The organism is Pseudomonas sp. CP-1 (assembly GCF_021213715.1).
In the GTDB taxonomy this organism is placed as follows: Bacteria; Pseudomonadota; Gammaproteobacteria; order Pseudomonadales; family Pseudomonadaceae; genus Pseudomonas; species Pseudomonas aeruginosa.
Genome location: NZ_JAJQKY010000003.1, coordinates 430,584 through 448,555 on the forward strand (window position 1 = coordinate 430,584; position 17,972 = coordinate 448,555).

Genomic DNA, 17,972 nt, shown 5'->3' on the forward strand with positions numbered 1-17,972 from the left:
CCCGGCGAGTGCCGGGCGTGTGCGTTGCCGCCAGGACTCAGCCCTGGCTGCTCGGCGTCGCCGGAGCGTTCGCTGCCGGAGCGCTGGCAGCCGGTGTGGCGGCGGGGGCAGCGGGCGCGCTCGAAGACGCGGCGGGAGCGGCCGGTTTCGCCGCGGCGGGCTTGGCGGCCGGCTTCTTCGCCGCAGGCTTTTTCGCAGCCGGCTTGGCGGCAGGTTTCGCCGCGGGCTTGGCGGCGGTCGCAGCGGCCGGCTTGGCTGCCGGCTTCGCGGCGGGCTTGGCTGCGGCAGGTTTCGCAGCAGGCTTCGCCGCAGCCTTGGCTGCCGGCTTGGCCGCCGGTTTGGCGGCGGGCTTGGCTGCCGGCTTGGCGGCCGCGGTCTTCACTGCAGGTTTTTTCGCCGCGGGTTTCGCCGCAGGCTTGGCGGCGGGCTTGGCTGCCGGTTTAGCTGCCGGCTTGGCCGCTGCGGTTTTCGCCGCGGGCTTGGCAGCCGGTTTCGCCGCAGGCTTGGCCGCTGCCTTCGCCGCCGGCTTGACGCTGACGCCGGTGAGTTTCTCGATCTGCCTGGTCAGCGTATCGACCTTGCCGTGCAGCTCCTTCACCTCGTTGCGGCTCGGCACGCCGAGACGCGAGATGGCGCTGTTCAGGCGCTTGTCGAAAGCTTCCTCGAGCTCGCTCCACTTGCCGAGCGCACGGTCCCGAACCTCGTCGACCTTGCTCTTCGCAGAGCGGGCGGAAGCCTTCGCCGCACCGACCTGCGCGTCCACATCGGACTTCGCTTCTTTTTCAGCCTTCTCGCCGTCTTTCACCAAGGTCTCGAACAGCTTGCTGCCGTCCTTGCTGACCTTCGAGTAGGCCCCCAGACCAGCCAGCCAGATCTGCCGCGAGTATTTCTCGATCTCGCCGATCCAACTGGACTCTTTTTCGCTCTTCTTCTTGCCAGCCATCCTGCTCTCCTTATTGGGTTCTCGCGACACGCTCGAGCACTGCGCTCAGCTCATCCAGCTTAGCAGAGAGTGCTTCGACATCGTTCCGGGAAGGTATGCCTATCCGGTTCAACGTGCTAGCGACACGGCTGTCGAATGCCTGCTCGATCCTGTCGAGCTGGTCTTCGACCTTTCCCTTCACCGAAGAGAGGCCGGTCTTGACACTGTCATTGGCCGAATCGACCTGACTTGTGACCAGCGATTTGCCTTTTTTCTCCAGGGCTTCGCCAGCTTTCACCAATTCCTTGAAGTAGTCGCTGCCTTCGGTGCCCAGGCGGGAATACGCACCCAGGCCGGCAAGCCAGATCTGGCGGGCATAGTGGCGGATCTCGGAGACCAGGGAAGTGGATTCGGAAACGGTCTTTTTCTTCAGGGCAATCTTGGCCATGGGGCACCTCACGCTCGTTGGGTTGAAGAAACCGCAGGCGCCGCCGGAACGCTGGCAGCGTGAGAGCAAGGTATCGGGGAAAATTAGAAACCGCATACTAAGCGGAAGATGGGCGCCGCCAGGACGGCGAACGCCCGGCAGGATCAGGCCAGCGCCTTGTCCAACGCCTTCTCGATCTCGCCCTTGAGCAGGCCGCTCATGGCCGACAGCATCAGGCCGAGCTTGACGTCCACCGCGACCTTGTCCGCCCCCACCGCGATCCTGCCGTCGACGCCGCTGCGCTTGAAGGTCAGCTCGTCGCCCTGCCATTCGCACTGCACGCCGTGCTCCTTCGCCAGACGTTCGGCCAGTTTCTCCGCCTTGGCCCGTGCGGCGTCCAGCCCCAGGCTGTGCGGACGTTCGATGTGGATACGCGACATGGATCGACTCCTGATTGCAGATCGGAAAACTATACGCGGCCAGACAAAACACCGCACCCGCGCCGTCGGACGGCGGCACAGCACTTTCCCCACATCCTGTTAGAATGCCCGGCATTCTTTCCAGGTGAGAACGTCATGAACGATCCCCGCAAAGGCGCCGACGCCGAACCCACCACCCACTTCGGCTACCAGAACGTTCCGGAAAGCCAGAAGGCGAAGAAGGTCGCCGAGGTATTCCACTCGGTGGCAGCCAAGTACGACCTGATGAACGACCTGATGTCCGGTGGCATCCATCGCCTGTGGAAGCGCTTCACCATCGAGCTGTCCGGCGTGCGCAGCGGGAACCGCGTGCTCGACATCGCCGGCGGCACCGGCGACCTGACCCGGCAGTTCTCGCGCCTGGTCGGCCCGACCGGCGAGGTGGTGCTGGCCGACATCAACGCCTCGATGCTCAAGGTCGGCCGCGACAAGCTGCTCGACAAGGGCGTCTCCGGCAACGTCAGCTTCGTCCAGGCGGACGCCGAGAAGCTGCCCTTCCCGGACAACCACTTCGACTGCGTGACCATCGCCTTCGGCCTGCGCAACGTCACCCACAAGGACGAAGCGATCCGCTCCATGCTGCGCGTGCTCAAGCCCGGTGGCCGCCTGCTGGTGCTGGAGTTCTCCAAGCCGAGCAGCAACCTGCTGTCCAAGGCCTACGACGCCTATTCGTTCAGCCTGCTGCCGCTGATGGGCAAGCTGGTCACCAACGACTCCGAGAGCTATCGCTACCTGGCCGAGTCGATCCGCATGCACCCCGACCAGGAAACCCTGAAGGCGATGATGGTGGAAGCCGGCTTCGACCGCGTGACCTACCACAACATGACCGGCGGCATCGTCGCCCTGCACCGCGGTATCAAGCCTTAACCGGGGGCGCGCCGATGAGCTCGCTGCTGATCCAGGCCGTGCTGGCCGCCGCCGAAACCGGCATCAATCGCGTCCTGCGCCTCGACGGGACAGCGCTGCCGCGCCTGCGCAGGCTTTCCACCAAGGTCATCGAGGTCGACTGCTTGAGCCCGCCGCTGCGGGTCTTCATCCTGCCCGCCGGCGACGGCCTGCACTTCGCCGCGCAGCATGAGGCGGAGGTCGACTGCACCTTGCGTGCGCCGGCCGGCAACCTCCTGCACCTGGCCCTGGCGCGCGACAAGACCCGCGTCCTGCACAGCCCGGAAGTCAGCATGGACGGCGACAGCGCGGCCCTGCTGGAACTGGCCGGCATCCTGCAAAGCCTGGAGCTGGACTGGGAGTACGAACTGTCGCGCTGGCTCGGCCCGCTCGCCACCCAGGTGCTCGGCAGCGGCCTGCGCGACGCTTCGCGCTGGAGCGCGCAGAGCCTGCACAGCCTGCGCCTGAACCTGGCCGACTACCTTGCCGAGGAAAGCCGCACGCTGGTCGGCCAGCACGAAGCCGAAGCCCGCTTCGCCGAACTGGACCAGCTGAAGCTGGCCCTCGATCGTCTCGACGCGCGCGTCGGACGCCTCAGCCAAAAGACCAAGCCCGACGCATGAAGCTCCTCGCTTTCCGCCGCCTCCTGCGCATCCAGCGCGTCGTCATCCGCTACCGCCTGGACGACCTGATCCTCGAACTGCCGATGCTGCCCTGGTGGCTGCGCCTGCTCGGTGCCACCCTGCCCTGGCGCTGGCTGCCGCGGCGCAAGCTGGAACTGACCCGCGGCGCGCGCCTGCGCCTGGCGCTGCAGGACCTCGGACCGATCTTCATCAAGTTCGGCCAGATTCTCTCCACCCGCCGCGACCTGCTGCCCGACGACATCGCCAACGAACTGGCCTGGCTGCAGGACAAGGTGCCGCCCTTCCCGCCGGAGCTGGCGGTCAAGCGCATCGAGGAACAACTGGGCGCGAAGATCGAACAGGTCTTCGCCCGCTTCGAACGCGAACCGCTGGCCTCTGCCTCGGTGGCCCAGGTCCACGCCGCGCGGCTGAAGAGCGGCGAGGAAGTGGTGGTGAAGGTGATCCGGCCGAACCTGGAACCGGTGATCCGCTCCGACATCGCCTGGCTGTTCATCCTCGCCCGCCTCGCCGAGCGGGTCTCCAGCGAGGCGCGGCGCCTGCACCCGGTGGAAGTGGTCAGCGACTACGAGAAAACCATCGTCGACGAACTCGACCTGCTCCGCGAGGCAGCCAACGCCTCGCAGCTGCGGCGCAACTTCGAAGGCTCGCCGCTGCTCTACGTGCCACAGGTCTACTGGGACTGGTGCCGGCCCAAGGTGCTGGTGATGGAGCGCATCTACGGCATCCCGGTGACCGACCTGGAAACCCTGCGCGACCAACGCACCGACTTCAAGGCACTGGCCGAGCGCGGCGTGGAGATCTTCTTCACCCAGGTGTTCCGCGACAGCTTTTTCCATGCCGACATGCACCCCGGCAACATCTTCGTCAGCACCCGCGCGCCCTGGAGCCCGCAATACATCGCGGTGGACTGCGGCATCGTCGGCAGCCTGACCGACGAGGACCAGGACTACCTGGCGCGCAACCTGATCGCCTTCTTCAAGCGTGACTACCGCAAGGTCGCCCAACTGCATATCGACTCCGGCTGGGTCCCGGCGGAAACCAAGGTCAACGACTTCGAGGCGGCGATCCGTACCGTCTGCGAACCGATCTTCGAGAAGCCGCTGAAGGACATCTCCTTCGGCCAGGTCCTGCTGCGCCTGTTCCAGACCGCGCGCCGTTTCAACATGGAGATCCAGCCGCAACTGGTGTTGCTGCAGAAGACCCTGCTGAACATCGAAGGCCTCGGCCGCCAGCTCTACCCGGAACTCGACCTGTGGGCCACCGCACAGCCGTTCCTGGAGCGCTGGATGCGCGAACGGGTCAGCCCGAAGCAGTTGCTGCGCAATTTCCAGCAACAGGTCGAGCAGGTGCCGCACCTGTCGCAAATGGCCCGCGACACCCTCGAACGCCTGTCACAACCGCACGCCCACAATGCGCCGCCGCCGGAGTGGAAAGGTTCCCGCCACGACTGGCTCGGGCGCCTGGTGGGCGCGGTGCTGCTGGTCGGCGCCGCCGAGGTCGGCCTGGGTCAGCAGCTGGAAGCCTGGCCGGCGTGGGTGATGCTGGCCGGCGGGGTGTTCCTGATCCTGCGCCGCTAGCGCCGCGCACGGCCACTAGGCCCGCGCCGATAGCCAGTCGCGCTCCCGGCTGGCACACTACTCCCATTTCCGCCGGAAACGCACGCAACGTACCGGCAACGAACGTGGAAAGACCATGAAAGACTGGCTGGATGAGATTCACTGGAACGCCGACGGCCTGGTCCCGGCGATCGCCCAGGATCACGAGACCGGGCGCGTGCTGATGATGGCCTGGATGAACCGCGAGGCGCTGGCCCTGACCGCCAGCGAGAACCGTGCAATCTATTGGTCGCGTTCGCGTGGCAAGCTGTGGCGCAAGGGCGAGGAGTCCGGGCATGTGCAGAAGCTGCACGAACTGCGCCTGGACTGCGACGCCGACGTGGTCATCCTGATGGTCGAGCAGGTCGGCGGGATCGCCTGCCATACCGGCCGGGAAAGCTGTTTCTACCGCGTCTTCGAGAACGGCGCCTGGAAGACCGTCGATCCGGTGCTGAAGGACCCGGACGCTATCTACGAACACGCAGGACACCACCATGACTGACACCCTGACCCGCCTGGCGGCGGTGCTCGAGGAGCGCAAGAACGCCGCGCCCGACAGCTCCTACGTGGCCAGTCTGTACCACAAGGGCCTGAACAAGATCCTGGAGAAGGTCGGCGAGGAGTCGGTGGAAACCATCATCGCCGCCAAGGATGCCGCGGCCAGCGGCGACTGCCAGGACCTGATCTACGAAACCGCCGACCTCTGGTTCCACTCGCTGGTGATGCTCTCGGCCCTCGGCCAGCATCCGCAAGCCGTGCTGGACGAACTGGAGCGCCGCTTCGGCCTTTCCGGCCACGCCGAGAAAGCCGCCCGCCAACCATCGGCCTGAACCTACACATTGCGAGGAATACGACATGGGCATTTTTGACTGGAAACACTGGATCGTCATCCTGATCGTCGTGGTACTGGTGTTCGGCACCAAGCGCCTGAAGAACCTCGGTTCCGACGTCGGCGAAGCGATCAAGGGCTTCCGCAAGGCGGTGAACACCGAGGAAGACGACAAGAAGGACCAGCCCGCCGCCCAGCCGGCCCAACCGCTGAACCAGCCGCACACCATCGACGCCCAGGCGCAGAAGGTCGAAGAGCCGGCGCGCAAGGACTGACGGGTAGCCATCGATGTTCGGAATCAGCTTCAGCGAACTGTTGCTGGTCGGGCTGGTCGCCCTGCTGGTGCTCGGCCCCGAGCGCCTGCCGGGCGCCGCACGTACCGCCGGCCTGTGGATCGGCCGCCTGAAGCGCAGTTTCAATACCATCAAGCAGGAAGTGGAACGGGAAATCGGTGCGGACGAGATCCGCCGGCAACTGCACAACGAGCACATCCTCTCGATGGAGCGCGAAGCGCAGAAGCTGCTGGCCCCGCTGACCGGCCAGAATCCCCAGCAGGAAACCCCGCCGCCGGCGGCCGAGAGCCCGGCGCCAAGCGTACCCACGCCGCCGCCGCCCAGCACGCCTGCGGTTCCGCCCGCGGACGCCGCGGCACCGCCGGCAGTCGCTACCTCCACTCCCCCTTCGCCACCGTCCGAGACGCCGCGTAATCCATGAGCGCCGATAAACCCGAGCAGCCCGAGCACGACCAGGAAATGCCCCTGGTCTCGCACCTGACCGAACTGCGTACGCGCCTGCTGCGCAGCGTGGCGGCGATCTTCCTGATCTTCGCCGGCCTGTTCTACTTCTCGCAGAAGATCTACACCCTGGTCTCCGAGCCGTTGCGCCGCTTCCTTCCGGAAGGCACCAGCATGATCGCCACCGACGTCGCCTCGCCGTTCCTCGCGCCGTTCAAGCTGACCATGGTGGTGGCTCTGTTCCTCGCCATGCCGGTGATCCTCGCGCAGGTCTGGGGCTTCATCGCGCCCGGCCTGTACAAGCACGAGAAGCGCGTGGCGCTGCCGCTGCTGGTGTCCAGCATCATCCTGTTCTACGCCGGGATGGCCTTCGCCTACTTCCTGGTGTTCCCGATGATCTTCCACTTCTTCGCCAGCGTGACGCCCGAGGGCGTGGCGATGATGACGGACATCAACAGCTACCTGGACTTCGTCCTGACCCTGTTCTTCGCCTTCGGCGTCGCCTTCGAGATCCCGGTGGCCACGGTGCTGCTGATCTGGATCGGGGTGGTCGACGTCGAGTACCTGAAGAAGATCCGCCCGTACGTGATCATCGGCTGCTTCGTGGTCGGCATGGTCCTGACCCCGCCGGACATCTTCTCCCAGACCATGCTCGCGGTGCCAATGTGGCTGCTGTTCGAGATCGGCCTGCTGTTCGGCCGCCTGGTACGCAAGCGCGGCGAGCATCCGGACGACCAACCGGCCAGCGACGGCGACCAGCCTCCGGCCACCCGCCAGTGAACCTGCTGCTCCTCGACGACGCCGACTTCGTGTCGGCGGATCGTGCGGTCCTGCACGATCGCCGCCTCAAGCACCTGCACGAAGTGCACCGCGCCGAGAACGGCGACACCCTGCGGGTCGGCCGCCTCGGCGGCTGGATGGGCGAAGGCCGCCTGCTGAAGCTCGACGCCAGCGAGGCAACCCTGGAGGTGCGCTTCGACCAGCCGCCGCCGGCCAAGTTGCCGATCACCCTGCTGCTGGCCTTGCCGCGACCGAAGATGCTCCGCCGGGTGTTGCAGACCATCGCCGCAATGGGCGTACCGAAGCTGGTGCTGCTGAACAGCTACCGCGTGGAAAAGAGCTTCTGGCAGACCCCGTTCCTCGACCCGGCGGCGATCCGCGAGAACCTGGTCCTCGGCCTGGAGCAGGCCCGCGATACGGTGCTGCCGGAAATCATCGTCGAGAAGCGCTTCAAACCCTTCGTCGAAGACCGCCTGCCGGCCCTGGTCGCCGGCAGCCTCGGCCTGGTCGGCCATCCCGGTCCCTGGCCGGCCTGTCCGCGCGCGGTGGAGAAGCCGGTGACCCTGGCGATCGGCCCGGAAGGCGGCTGGATTCCCTACGAGGTCGACAAGCTGCGCGAAGCCGGACTGCATCCGGTGCAGCTCGGCGAACGCATCCTGCGCGTGGAAACCGCGGTCAGCGCCTTGCTTGCGCGGTTGTTCTGAAAAAACTCCGGTAAAAGACTGAAGGTTTTCCTCGCCCGGCCGACATCCTCTGTCGCGCAGGGCTCCGCACGACAACCATAAGACCTCGCCCGCCGGCCACGTACCGGCCCTCCGCGCCCGCACGCCGGACGCGACGACGCTGAGCCATTACCTGTTCCGCCACGCCATGGGGCTGCCAACCCAGGGTGTCGCACTGCCTGGAGTAATGACGATGTACGATTGGTGGGTTCTCCAACTGGCCAAGCTGAGCGTCAGCCGCAAGCTGATGGTCGGTTTCGGTGTCCTCCTCGCGCTGCTTCTGCTGGTGGTGATCAGCAGCAACCGCACCCTCACGCACCAGACTGCCCTCAGCGAGCAGCTCGCCGAAGTCGCCAGCCTGATGGAACAGGCCCAGCAAGCCGAACAAGGCCGCCTGGCATTCGAAGCCGGCAGCGACCCGCGCCAGGCCGAGCAGGTCCGCCAGACCCTGGCCGGGATGCTCCAGCGCCTGCAAGCGCTGAGCGACAGCGAGCTTGACCCGGCCGCCCTGGCCCACCAGGCCGAAGCCATCGAAGCCTACCGCAAGGCCTTCGACGACCTCGCCGCAGCCGATCAGCAACGCAGCGCCGCCCGTGGTGTGCTGGTGGGCACTGCACAGCAGGCGCTGGACAGCTTCGCCCGCCTCGAGGAACTGATGGACGCCAGCCTCGCGCAGCAGGCCGGCGACCCGCAGGCCTTGCAACGCAGCCGTGCGGTGGCCGACCTGCACCAACAGTTGCTCATGGTGCGTTACCAGGTGCGCGGCTACGTCTTCGAGCGCAGCGACAAGGCCGAGCAGGCCGCGTTCGCCGCGTTCGACGCCCTCCGCCAGGCCGGCACGACGCTGCGAGGCCAATTGCCCGGCGAGGCCGATGCGGCGCTGGAACAGGCCATGCGCAGCCTCCAGGGCTATCGTGGCGGCATCGAGCAGTTCCGTGCCGGCGTCGTCCGCACGCGCCAGGCGCAGCAAGCGATGCAAAGCAGCACCCAGGATATGGCCCGGGCCGGCCGGACCCTCACCGAAGCCGGTCGCCAGTTGCGCGAGAGCACCGCCAGCCGCGACCGCGCCAGCCTCTGGCTGATCGCCGCGCTGGCCCTGGCCTTCGGCTGCGTCGCCGGCTGGGCGATCAACCGGCAGATCGTCCGGCCGCTGGACGAAGCCCTCGCGCAGGCCGAGGCCATCGCCGCCGGCGACCTCGGCAAGCGTCCGCAGAATCCCCTGACCCTCCAGCGCCGCGACGAACTGGGCCAGTTGCAGCGAGTCATGCAGCGCATGGGCGACAGCCTGCGCGAGCTGGTCGGGCGGATCGGCGACGGCGTCAGCCAGTTGGCCAGCTCCGCCGAGGAACTCTCGGCGGTCACCGAGCAGACCCGCGCCGGGGTCAACAGCCAGAAAGTGGAGACCGACCAGGTCGCCACCGCCATGCACGAGATGGCCGCCACCGTGCAGGACGTCGCGCGCAACGCCGAGCTGGCCTCCCAGGCCGCTCGCCAGGCCGATGAAGAGGCGCGCCAGGGCGACGCGGTGGTCGACCAGGCGGTGACCCGCATCGAGCGCCTGGCTAGCGAAATGGACGTTTCCAGCGAAGCCATGGCGCGCCTGAAGAACGACAGCGAGCAGATCGGCAGCGTCCTCGACGTGATCAAGTCGGTGGCCGAGCAAACCAACCTGCTGGCGCTCAACGCAGCCATCGAAGCGGCACGCGCCGGCGACGCCGGACGCGGCTTCGCGGTGGTCGCCGACGAGGTCCGCGGCCTGGCCCAGCGCACCCAGCAGTCCACCGCCGAGATCGAGGGCCTGATCCAGCGTCTCCAGCAGGGCGCCGGCGAAGCCGCCGAACGCCTGGAGAACAGCCGCTCGCTGACCGCCAGCACGGTGGAACTGGCGCGCCGCGCCGGCGCCGCGCTGGACAGCATCACCCGCACCGTCTCCGACATCCAGAACATGAACCTGCAGATCGCCACTGCCGCGGAGCAACAGAGCACGGTGGCCGAGGAGATCAACCGCAGCGTCCTCAGCGTGCGCGACGTCGCCGAACAGTCGGCCGCCGCCAGCGAGCAGACCGCCGCCTCCAGCGGCGAACTGGCGCGCCTGGGCACGCAGTTGCAGGCGCAGGTGGGACGCTTCCGCCTGTAACATCCCGAGAGGATCCTCCTTGCATCGGCAGCCCCTCCCGTCCATCGAAAGCGGACAGGAGGGGCACCTTTGCGTAGGATCAGGCTTTCGCCTTTTGGGAGATGACGCCATGCGCCCGATGACCATCGATATCGACGAACTGGCCTTCGCCCTGGATACCCCGGGAATCGACCACTACCTCGACCTGCACAGCGGCAAGGTGCTGCTGATCTCCGCCGAGGCGCCCGATCCCGAACTGGACGCATTGCTGGAAAACGAGCCGGAACGCCTGCTGCTGATCGACCCGCTGAGCACCACCCAGTCGCTGGGACTGATGCAGGATTTCCTCCGCGAGGTGGAAGAGCCGCACGCCTATGCGACGCTCGCCAACGCGCTGCAGAGCCGCAAGCCGTTCAAGGCCTTCAAGCACTCTCTGATGGAGTACCCGGAACTGTTGCAGGACTGGTACCGCTACCAGAACGAGCGCCTGCGCGAATGGGCGCTGGACTGGCTGGAGGACAACGATATCCAGCCGGCCGCGCGGCAGGGTCCGACGTCGCTCCTGCCGCCGCCGGGCAAGCCGTTCGCCTAGCGCGGTACTAGAGGACCTGGCGGAGGAAGGCCTGGGCCCGCGGGTCCTGCGGATTGTCGAAGAACTGCGCCGGCGGCGCGTCCTCCAGCAGCTTGCCGTGGTCGAAGAACAGCACGCGGTCGGCCACTTCGCGGGCAAAGCCCATCTCGTGGGTCACGCAGACCATGGTCATGCCTTCCACGGCCAGGGTCTTCATGACGTCGAGGACTTCGCCGACCATCTCCGGATCGAGCGCCGAGGTCGGTTCGTCGAACAGCATCACCTTGGGGTCCATGCACAACGCGCGAGCGATCGCCACGCGCTGCTGCTGGCCGCCGGACAGGCGCGAGGGATATTCGTCGGCCTTCTGCCCGATACCGACCTTGGCCAGCAGCGCCCGCGCCTTGGCCTCGCGCTCGGCCTTGCCGCGCTTGCGCACCACGCGCTGGGCCAGGCAGAGGTTCTCGAGCACGGTCATGTGCGGGAACAGGTTGAAATGCTGGAACACCATGCCGACTTCGCGGCGGTAGGCATTGATGTCGGTCCTCGGGTCGGCCAGGTCGACGCCGTCGATGCTCACCGAGCCTTCGTCGAACTCCTCCAGGCCGTTCAGGCAGCGCAGGAAGGTCGACTTGCCGGAACCGGACGGACCGATCACCACCAGTACCTCGCCCCTGGCCACGCGGGTACTCACGTCGTCCACCGCGCGCACTACCTGGCCGCGGGTATCGAAGACCTTCAGCAGGTTGCGTACTTCAATCACTTTGTCCGAGCCTCCGCTCCAGTCGGGATGCCATGTGCGAAAGGGGCAGGTTCAACAGCAGGTACAACGCGGCGACGCAGAACCAGATCTCGAAGGTGGAGAACGAGGTGGTGATCGCCTCGCGGCCGCTCTTGGTCAGTTCGGTGATGGCGATCACCGAAACCAGCGAGGTGTCCTTGACCAGGCTGATGAACTGCCCGGCCAGCGGCGGCAGCACGCGCTTGAAGGCCTGCGGCAGGATCACGTAGCGCATCGACTGGCCGGCGTTCAGGCCCAGGGAACGGGCGGCCTCGTTCTGTCCGCGGGCGATGGACTGCACGCCGGCCCGGATGATCTCGGCCACGTAGGCGCCGGTGAACAGCGCCAGCGCCGCGACCCCGGCAAACTCGCGGGACAGGTTGAGCACGGTGCCGATGAAGAAGTAGAAGATGAAGATCTGCACCAGCAACGGCGTGCCGCGCACCAGCTCGACGTAGATCGTCGACAGGTCGTGCAGGGTCGGGTTCTTCGACAGCCGGCAGAGGCCGGCGACCAGGCCGATCGCCAGGCCGATGGCACCGGACACCAGCGATAGCCAGAGGGTGGTCCACAGGCCCCAGAGCAGTGGGCCGGCGGCCCAGTGGCGGGTCACCCCGACCGCGTCGCCCTCGGCCACGTCGTCGCCTTCGGAGAATTGCAGGCTGTCCTGGGCGACGGTCACGACCTGCTTCTCGCCGCTCTCGCCAAGCAGCGTGACGCGCGCGTCCCTGCCCTGTTCCTCGATAGCCTCGACCCGGCCGATCTCGTTGGCCCGCAACGGCTCCTCGGCCTGGTAGGCGAAGTACTGCGGAACGCGGTTCCAGCGCCATTCATAGGAAATCAGCGAGGTGGAGAACCACAGCGCCCAGGCCAGGACCAGCAGGATCAGCCCGGTCAGCAGGTGCCAGGGCCAGACGGAACGTTTCTTCTTGGTCACGGAAACTCTCTCGAACGATGGAATGCGCAGGTACGACGGCCCCCTTCGCGGGGGCCGTCAGCGGTTCATTCCATTTCCTTCAGCCACTCGGTGTTCTTGAACCACTTGTCGTGGATGCGCTGATAGGTGCCGTCTTCGCGGATCTGATGGAGGAAGTTGTTGATGAAATTGATGCTGTCGTAGTCGCCTTTCTTCAGGCCGAACGCCAGCGGCTCGTAGGTGAACGGCTGGTCGAGGTAGACCAGCTTGCCGGCGCCGAACTTGCTCACCGCCACCACGTTGTAGGGCGAGTCGTAGATGAAGGCGTCGGCCTTGCCGTTGACCACGTCCATCACCGCTTCCGGCTCGTTGTCGAAGCCGTGGTACTTGGCCTTGCTGATCAGCTTGCGGGCAACGATCTCACCGGTGGTGCCGATCTTCGAGGTGATGCTGTACTGTGGATCGTTCAGGTCCTTGTAGGACTTGATCTTGCCTTCCAGCTCCTTGCGCACCAGCAGGGTCTGGCCGACCACGATGAAGGGCTCGGAGAAGTTCAGGCGCAGGTTGCGCTCCTGGGTCAGGGTCATGCCCGAGCCGATCATGTCGAACTTGTCGGTCAGCAGCGCCGGAATGATGCCGTCGTAGCTGGTGGAGACCAGCTCCAGCTTGACGCCCATGGACTTGGCCATGGCCTTGAGCAGGTCGACTTCGAAGCCGATGATCTGGCCGCGCTTGTTGGTCATCTCGAACGGCATGTAGGTCGGGTCCATGCCGACCCGCAGGGTGCCGCGCTTGACCGCGTCCTCCACCGCGCCGGCCGCCTGGACCGAAGCCACGCCCACCAGGGCGCAGACGCCCAGAACCAATGAAGCAAGATACTTTTTCATTCCCCAATCCCCAGCAGTCTTAGAAACACAGTCGTCGAACGGATGCTCTCGTCGTGTCGCCGTCCCGGGCGGGCAGCACGCCATGACCGGCTGCGCAAAAGGCGGCCGATAGTACCTCAGCTGGCGAACGATACGAGACTTTCTGGATTGCCGGCGCAGGGTAACAGCAGCGCCGCACGGGGAAAACAGGCAAGAAACAGACCATGCCCCCGGCGGCGTTCCGCCGGGGGCATGGGATCAGGACTGGGCGGCGGGCAGCAGGCCGGCGTCGCCGGGCACTACCTGGGCCAGCGGTACGCTGGCGGCGTGGGGGTCGTCCGCCTCGGCCTTGCGCCAGCGGCCGAGCCAGTCGTCGCGGTCCTCTTCCCAGACCCGCGTATGCAGGCGCGAAAGTGCTACCGGGTCACTCAACAGGGCCAGGCGCGTGGCGCCGTCGAGCTGTTCCGGGCCCTTCTCGATGGCCTTGCCGATACGCTCGCCGCGCACCGTCTCGATGGCTTGCGCACGGTTGTGGCGAGCCGTGCCCATGGCGCAGGCCAGGGCGTTGAGCAACGGATCGACGGCGGCCTTGAGGAAGCCATCCTTGAGCGCATGCCAGCGGTTCTCGTAGGTGTACTCGTCGGTGGCGCGCAGCTCGCGCGGCGTGTCGTACTCCTCCGGGATCAGGAACAGCTTTTCATCGCGGGCGCGCAGGCCCAGCTTCACCCGACTGGAGATCACCGATACCGGGATAGACAGGATCAGCGAACCGACGATCGGCGACAGCCACCACAGGAAGCGCGGGTTGAGCCAGGCCACCAGCAGGGTCCAGGCGATACCCAATAGGGTCTGCATGCCGTGCCGGCGGATCGCCTCGCTCCAGGGCGTGGCGTCGTCGTCGCGCTGCGGCGAGTTCCACTGCACCGACCAGCCGAGGAAGGCGGCCAGCACGAAGCGGGTGTGGAAGAGCATGCGCACCGGCGCCAGCAGCACCGAGAAGAACATCTCCAGGAGCATGCTCAGGGTCACTCGGATCACCCCGCCGAAACCCTTGGCGCCCTTGGCCCAGATCAGCATTACGCTGAGCAGCTTGGGCAGGAACAACAGGGTCAGGGTGGTGGAGAACAACGCGATGGCCTTCTCCGGATGCCACTGCGGCCAGATCGGGAACAACTGCCGCGGTTCCAGGAAGTACTGCGGCTCCATCAGTTGGTGCACCGCCAGCAGCGCGGTGGAAAGCACCAGGAAGAAGAACCACAGCGGCGCCGACAGGTAGGACATGACCCCGGTGAGGAACACCGCGCGGTGCACCGGGTGCATGCCCTTGACCAGGAACAGGCGGAAGTTCATCAGGTTGCCGTGGCACCAGCGGCGGTCGCGCTTGAGTTCGTCGAGCAGGTTCGGCGGCAGTTCTTCGTAGCTGCCGTCGAGGTCGTAGGCGATCCACACGCCCCAGCCGGCACGGCGCATCAGCGCAGCCTCGACGAAGTCGTGGGACAGGATCGCGCCGGCGAACGAGCCCTTGCCCGGCAACGGCGCCAGGGCGCAGTGGTCGATGAAGGGCTGCATGCGGATGATCGCGTTGTGGCCCCAGTAGTGCGACTCGCCGAGTTGCCAGAAGTGCAGGCCGGCGGTGAACAGCGGGCCGTAGACGCGGGTGGCGAACTGCTGCATGCGCGCATACAGGGTGTCCATGCCGGACGCCTTCGGCGCGGTCTGGATGATCCCCGCCTCAGGATTGGCCTCCATCAGGCGCACCAGCTTGGCTAGGCAGTCGCCGCTCATCACGCTGTCGGCGTCCATCACCACCATGTAGCGGTAGTCGCCGCCCCAGCGCCGGCAGAAGTCGTCGATGTTGCCGCTCTTGCGCTTCACCCGGCGCCGGCGGCGACGGTAGAAGATCTTGCCGAAGCCCTTGGTCTCGCGGCACAGCTCGAGCCAGGCCTGTTGCTCGGCGACGGCGATATCCGGGTCGTTGGTGTCGCTGAGGACGAAGAAGTCGAAGCGTTCCATCTCGCCGGTGGCGGCCATCGACTCGACGGTCGCCCGCAGGCCGGCGAATACCCGCGGCACGTCTTCGTTGCAGATCGGCATGACGATCGCCGTGCGGGCGTCGGCGGCGATCGGCTCGCTGCCGGCGCTGCTGCCGGAGATCCGGTAGCGGTCGCGCCCGGTGAGCAGCTCCCAGAAGCCCATCAGCGCGGTCCAGAAGCCGGCCGAGACCCAGCAGAAGAGGATCGCGAAGAGCGCCAGGATGCCGAACTGGATGACATAGGGCAGCACCTGCTGGACGGTATCCAGCAGGCTCTGCTGGGCCAGTTCCTCCAGGTCGACGAAGGCCCAGCCCTGGTAGGGCAGGATGCCTTTCATGTAGTAGGTGGCGACCGAGGTCTGCGCCAGCATCAACAACAGCAGGATGAACCGGCGCAGCGAGCCGACCCGCTGCCAGCGGGCCCGCGGCAGGGCACGCTTGGGCTTGGGCGGGTTGCTGCGTCCGGTCAGCCGACGCCAGCCGCGCACCAGGATGTTGGTGCGCCAGGGCTCGGGAATCACCTTGGTACGGCGGATCGGCGGGGAAATCTTGAGGAAGGTGCGACCCTGGGCGTCGACGCCGAACATCTCGGCGTCGTCCAGCTCAGGGGTGCCCAGCTGCAGGCGGGCGCGTACCGAGGCCAGGGCGGGATCGCCCCCGGCATCGGCAGCGGCGCCTTCCGCTCCCGCCAGGCGAGCGTGCAGCTCGGAGAAGGAAGCGGACTCGCCAAGTCGCTCCCGCTCCTCTTCCGCCAGGGGAAGATGAGCGAGGTAGTCGGCCAGCGGTGCTTTCGTAGTGGATGGGTTATTCATCGGCAGGCAGCTGATAGCTCCAGGTTTCGCTCAGTGGCTTCTGCGCCTCGTCGACCAGCGCCGCGCGCATTTCCACCGGCTTCTTCGGATCCTTGACCTTGATCCGCAGCGTCAGGCGCCAGCCTTTCAGGACCGGGTTGTAACGCAGGCTGTTCTCCACCACCTCGGCGTTGCTGTCGGTGCTGACCTGGGTGGTCACCGGCGCGTCCGGCGCCAGGTCCTTCAGGGCCGGCCCTTCGAAGTCGACGACCAGGGCGGTGCTGCCGTCCTGCTGGCGGATCAGGTTCTTCTGCTTCACGTCGCCGACCGAGCGCATGGTCTGCTTGACCCAGGAGGATTTCGGGTCGTGCAGCTCGTCTTCATCCATGGTCCAGTGCAGGCGGTAGGCGAAGTCCAGCGGCTTTCCGACCTCAGGCTGGGTCTCGGGGTTCCAGAACGCGACGATATTGTCGTTGGTTTCGTCCGGGGTCGGGATTTCCACCAGTTCCACGGTGCCCTTGCCCCAGTCGCCCTTCGGCTCGATCCAGGCACTCGGACGCAGGTCGTAGCGGTCGTCCAGGTCTTCGTAGCGGGAGAACTCGCGGCCGCGCTGGAGCAGGCCGAAGCCTTTCGGGTTCTCGACGCTGAAGGTGCTCACCGACAGGTGCTTCGGATTGTTCAGCGGACGCCACAGCCACTCGCCGTTGCCGGCATGGATCTGCAGACCGCTGGAGTCATGCAGCTCGGGCCGGAAGTTGTGCTGCTCGGACGGCTGGTTGGAGCCGAACAGGTACATGCTGGTCAGCGGCGCCAGGCCCAGTTTGCTGACCTTGTCGCGGAGGAACACGCGGGCCTGGACATCCATCACCGCATCCTTGCCCGGACGCAGCACGAAGCGGTAGGCGCCGGTGGCCCGCGGCGAGTCGAGCAGGGCGTAGATCACCAGTTGCTTGTCCTGCGCCTTCGGCCGCTCGATCCAGAATTCGCGGAAGCGCGGGAACTCTTCGCCCGAAGGCAGCGCGGTATCGATCGCCAGGCCGCGCGCCGACAGACCGTAGACCTGGCCCTTGCCGACCACCCGGAAGTAGCTCGCGCCAAGGAAGGTGGCGATCTCGTCCTGCTTGTCGGCCTTGTTGATCGGATAGAGCACGCGGAAACCGGCATAGCCGAGATCCTTGGTGGCATTCTCGTCGAACTTCAGGGATCCGAAATCGAATTTGGTGCGATCGTACTTGATCGGCTTGACCGTGGTAGCGGTCACCTCGTTGATCTTCACCGGCGTGTCGAAGTGCATACCCTGGTGATAGAAGCTCAGCTTGAACGGCGTCTTCAGCTTGCCCCAGTAGGCGCGCTCGTTGATGAAACGGATCTGCTGGTAATCGGCGAATTTCATTTCGCTGAATTCCGATGGCAGGTTGCTGGTCGGCGCGGAATACTTGTCGCCGGCCAGGTCCTTGGCCTTGCTCGCCACGTCGTCGATGCTGAACGCCCATACCGGGGCGGCGACGAATGCCAGCGCGGTCGAGCCGGCAAGCAGCAGGGTGCGCACGCGGGCGCGGAAATCGGTGTTTGAAACGGAACGGAAAATCACGAGGCCCCCTCGTCCGTGAACATGAATTACTGAAGACGCCCTGACCGTTCAGGGGTCTCCGACGGCACCGGAGTGCCGGTCGAACATGGTTTCGCCACATTCGCTGCCAAACCCGATAGATAGCCAGATTTGGCGCGATCTGACAAAAAGAATGCCTGTTTCCAGTCATTCGCGTTACGTGCACCGGGCCTGGAAAACCAGGGGGCATGCCGCTCGTCGGCTAGCGACCCCAGAGGTTCCGACCCTGCCCGGGCGGAATGATTCCCGTCCATTGGGTTGCAGGACGCCCCG

19 protein-coding genes and 1 pseudogene are annotated in these 17,972 nt (G+C 66.2%); 12 read left to right on the forward strand and 8 right to left on the reverse strand.

Features of this window, described 5'->3' with window-relative positions; all coding sequences use genetic code 11:
- Window positions 1–37: 37 nt before the first annotated feature.
- From LT948_RS08845 to LT948_RS08855, 3 genes are all read right to left on the reverse strand, one after another.
- Window positions 38–943, reverse strand: coding sequence for a phasin family protein (locus LT948_RS08845; RefSeq protein ID WP_033995312.1), 906 nt, complete (start codon window positions 941–943; stop codon window positions 38–40).
- A gap of 10 nt (window positions 944–953) precedes the next feature.
- The gene (locus LT948_RS08850; RefSeq protein WP_003103463.1) at window positions 954–1,370 is read right to left on the reverse strand and encodes a phasin family protein; all 417 of its coding nucleotides are present in this window, start codon (window positions 1,368–1,370) and stop codon (window positions 954–956) included.
- Window positions 1,371–1,513: 143 nt separating this feature from the next.
- A complete protein-coding gene (locus LT948_RS08855; protein WP_003095874.1) occupies window positions 1,514–1,789 on the reverse strand; it encodes a polyhydroxyalkanoic acid system family protein in 276 nt (91 codons plus the stop codon).
- Window positions 1,790–1,924: 135 nt separating this feature from the next.
- Here LT948_RS08855 and ubiE point away from each other — a divergent pair, with 135 nt between their 5' ends.
- From ubiE to LT948_RS08910, 12 genes and pseudogenes are all read left to right on the forward strand, one after another.
- On the forward strand, window positions 1,925–2,695 hold the full coding sequence (gene ubiE / locus LT948_RS08860; protein ID WP_003103462.1) for a bifunctional demethylmenaquinone methyltransferase/2-methoxy-6-polyprenyl-1,4-benzoquinol methylase UbiE: 771 nt from the start codon (window positions 1,925–1,927) through the stop codon (window positions 2,693–2,695).
- Window positions 2,696–2,709: 14 nt separating this feature from the next.
- Window positions 2,710–3,336, forward strand: a complete 627-nt coding sequence (locus tag LT948_RS08865) for a ubiquinone biosynthesis accessory factor UbiJ (RefSeq protein ID WP_003110866.1) — start codon at window positions 2,710–2,712, stop codon at window positions 3,334–3,336.
- Window positions 3,333–4,934, forward strand: a complete 1,602-nt coding sequence (gene ubiB / locus LT948_RS08870; RefSeq protein ID WP_003116128.1) for a ubiquinone biosynthesis regulatory protein kinase UbiB — start codon at window positions 3,333–3,335, stop codon at window positions 4,932–4,934. The genes LT948_RS08865 and ubiB overlap by 4 nt, the downstream gene beginning before the upstream one ends.
- Before the next feature lie 115 nt (window positions 4,935–5,049).
- Window positions 5,050–5,454 carry a phosphoribosyl-AMP cyclohydrolase gene (hisI, locus tag LT948_RS08875; RefSeq protein ID WP_003110867.1) on the forward strand — a complete coding sequence of 135 codons (405 nt, stop codon included), beginning with the start codon at window positions 5,050–5,052 and terminating at the stop codon, window positions 5,452–5,454.
- Window positions 5,447–5,782 carry a phosphoribosyl-ATP diphosphatase gene (locus tag LT948_RS08880; RefSeq protein ID WP_019486260.1) on the forward strand — a complete coding sequence of 112 codons (336 nt, stop codon included), beginning with the start codon at window positions 5,447–5,449 and terminating at the stop codon, window positions 5,780–5,782. Before hisI ends, LT948_RS08880 begins: the two co-directional genes overlap by 8 nt.
- A 25-nt stretch (window positions 5,783–5,807) precedes the next feature.
- Window positions 5,808–6,056, forward strand: coding sequence for a twin-arginine translocase TatA/TatE family subunit (locus tag LT948_RS08885; RefSeq protein WP_003095893.1), 249 nt, complete (start codon window positions 5,808–5,810; stop codon window positions 6,054–6,056).
- A gap of 13 nt (window positions 6,057–6,069) precedes the next feature.
- The gene (tatB, locus tag LT948_RS08890) at window positions 6,070–6,495 is read left to right on the forward strand and encodes a Sec-independent protein translocase protein TatB (protein WP_033991491.1); all 426 of its coding nucleotides are present in this window, start codon (window positions 6,070–6,072) and stop codon (window positions 6,493–6,495) included.
- Window positions 6,492–7,295, forward strand: a complete 804-nt coding sequence (tatC, locus tag LT948_RS08895) for a twin-arginine translocase subunit TatC (protein WP_003095896.1) — start codon at window positions 6,492–6,494, stop codon at window positions 7,293–7,295. Before tatB ends, tatC begins: the two co-directional genes overlap by 4 nt.
- Window positions 7,292–7,999 (forward strand): 16S rRNA (uracil(1498)-N(3))-methyltransferase, encoded by a 708-nt coding sequence (locus LT948_RS08900; protein WP_033995315.1) that lies wholly within the window; start codon window positions 7,292–7,294, stop codon window positions 7,997–7,999. The genes tatC and LT948_RS08900 overlap by 4 nt, the downstream gene beginning before the upstream one ends.
- Before the next feature lie 265 nt (window positions 8,000–8,264).
- Window positions 8,265–9,299: pseudogene (locus LT948_RS33330) on the forward strand (methyl-accepting chemotaxis protein); the annotation flags it as partial.
- Window positions 9,291–10,154: a methyl-accepting chemotaxis protein gene (locus LT948_RS33335; RefSeq protein ID WP_404936215.1), complete on the forward strand. Its 864-nt coding sequence runs from the start codon at window positions 9,291–9,293 to the stop codon at window positions 10,152–10,154. The pseudogene LT948_RS33330 and the gene LT948_RS33335, both read left to right, overlap by 9 nt.
- 109 nt (window positions 10,155–10,263) lie before the next feature.
- Complete coding sequence (locus LT948_RS08910; protein WP_003110871.1) at window positions 10,264–10,725, forward strand: UPF0158 family protein; 462 nt, start codon at window positions 10,264–10,266, stop codon at window positions 10,723–10,725.
- Between the two features lie 7 nt (window positions 10,726–10,732).
- Here the strand turns inward: LT948_RS08910 and LT948_RS08915 are convergent, their stop codons facing one another.
- The 5 genes from LT948_RS08915 to LT948_RS08935 all read right to left on the reverse strand — a co-directional run bounded on the left by LT948_RS08915 (window position 10,733) and on the right by LT948_RS08935 (window position 17,681).
- A complete protein-coding gene (locus tag LT948_RS08915; protein ID WP_003095906.1) occupies window positions 10,733–11,467 on the reverse strand; it encodes an amino acid ABC transporter ATP-binding protein in 735 nt (244 codons plus the stop codon).
- A complete protein-coding gene (locus LT948_RS08920) occupies window positions 11,460–12,422 on the reverse strand; it encodes an amino acid ABC transporter permease (RefSeq protein WP_003103450.1) in 963 nt (320 codons plus the stop codon). The genes LT948_RS08915 and LT948_RS08920 overlap by 8 nt, the downstream gene beginning before the upstream one ends.
- Before the next feature lie 65 nt (window positions 12,423–12,487).
- Complete coding sequence (locus LT948_RS08925) at window positions 12,488–13,288, reverse strand: transporter substrate-binding domain-containing protein (RefSeq protein ID WP_003095910.1); 801 nt, start codon at window positions 13,286–13,288, stop codon at window positions 12,488–12,490.
- Between the two features lie 237 nt (window positions 13,289–13,525).
- Window positions 13,526–16,111, reverse strand: coding sequence for a glucans biosynthesis glucosyltransferase MdoH (mdoH, locus tag LT948_RS08930; protein WP_003135824.1), 2,586 nt, complete (start codon window positions 16,109–16,111; stop codon window positions 13,526–13,528).
- Window positions 16,104–17,681 carry a glucan biosynthesis protein G gene (locus LT948_RS08935; protein ID WP_003095915.1) on the reverse strand — a complete coding sequence of 526 codons (1,578 nt, stop codon included), beginning with the start codon at window positions 17,679–17,681 and terminating at the stop codon, window positions 16,104–16,106. Before LT948_RS08935 ends, mdoH begins: the two co-directional genes overlap by 8 nt.
- Window positions 17,682–17,972 lie beyond the last annotated feature (291 nt).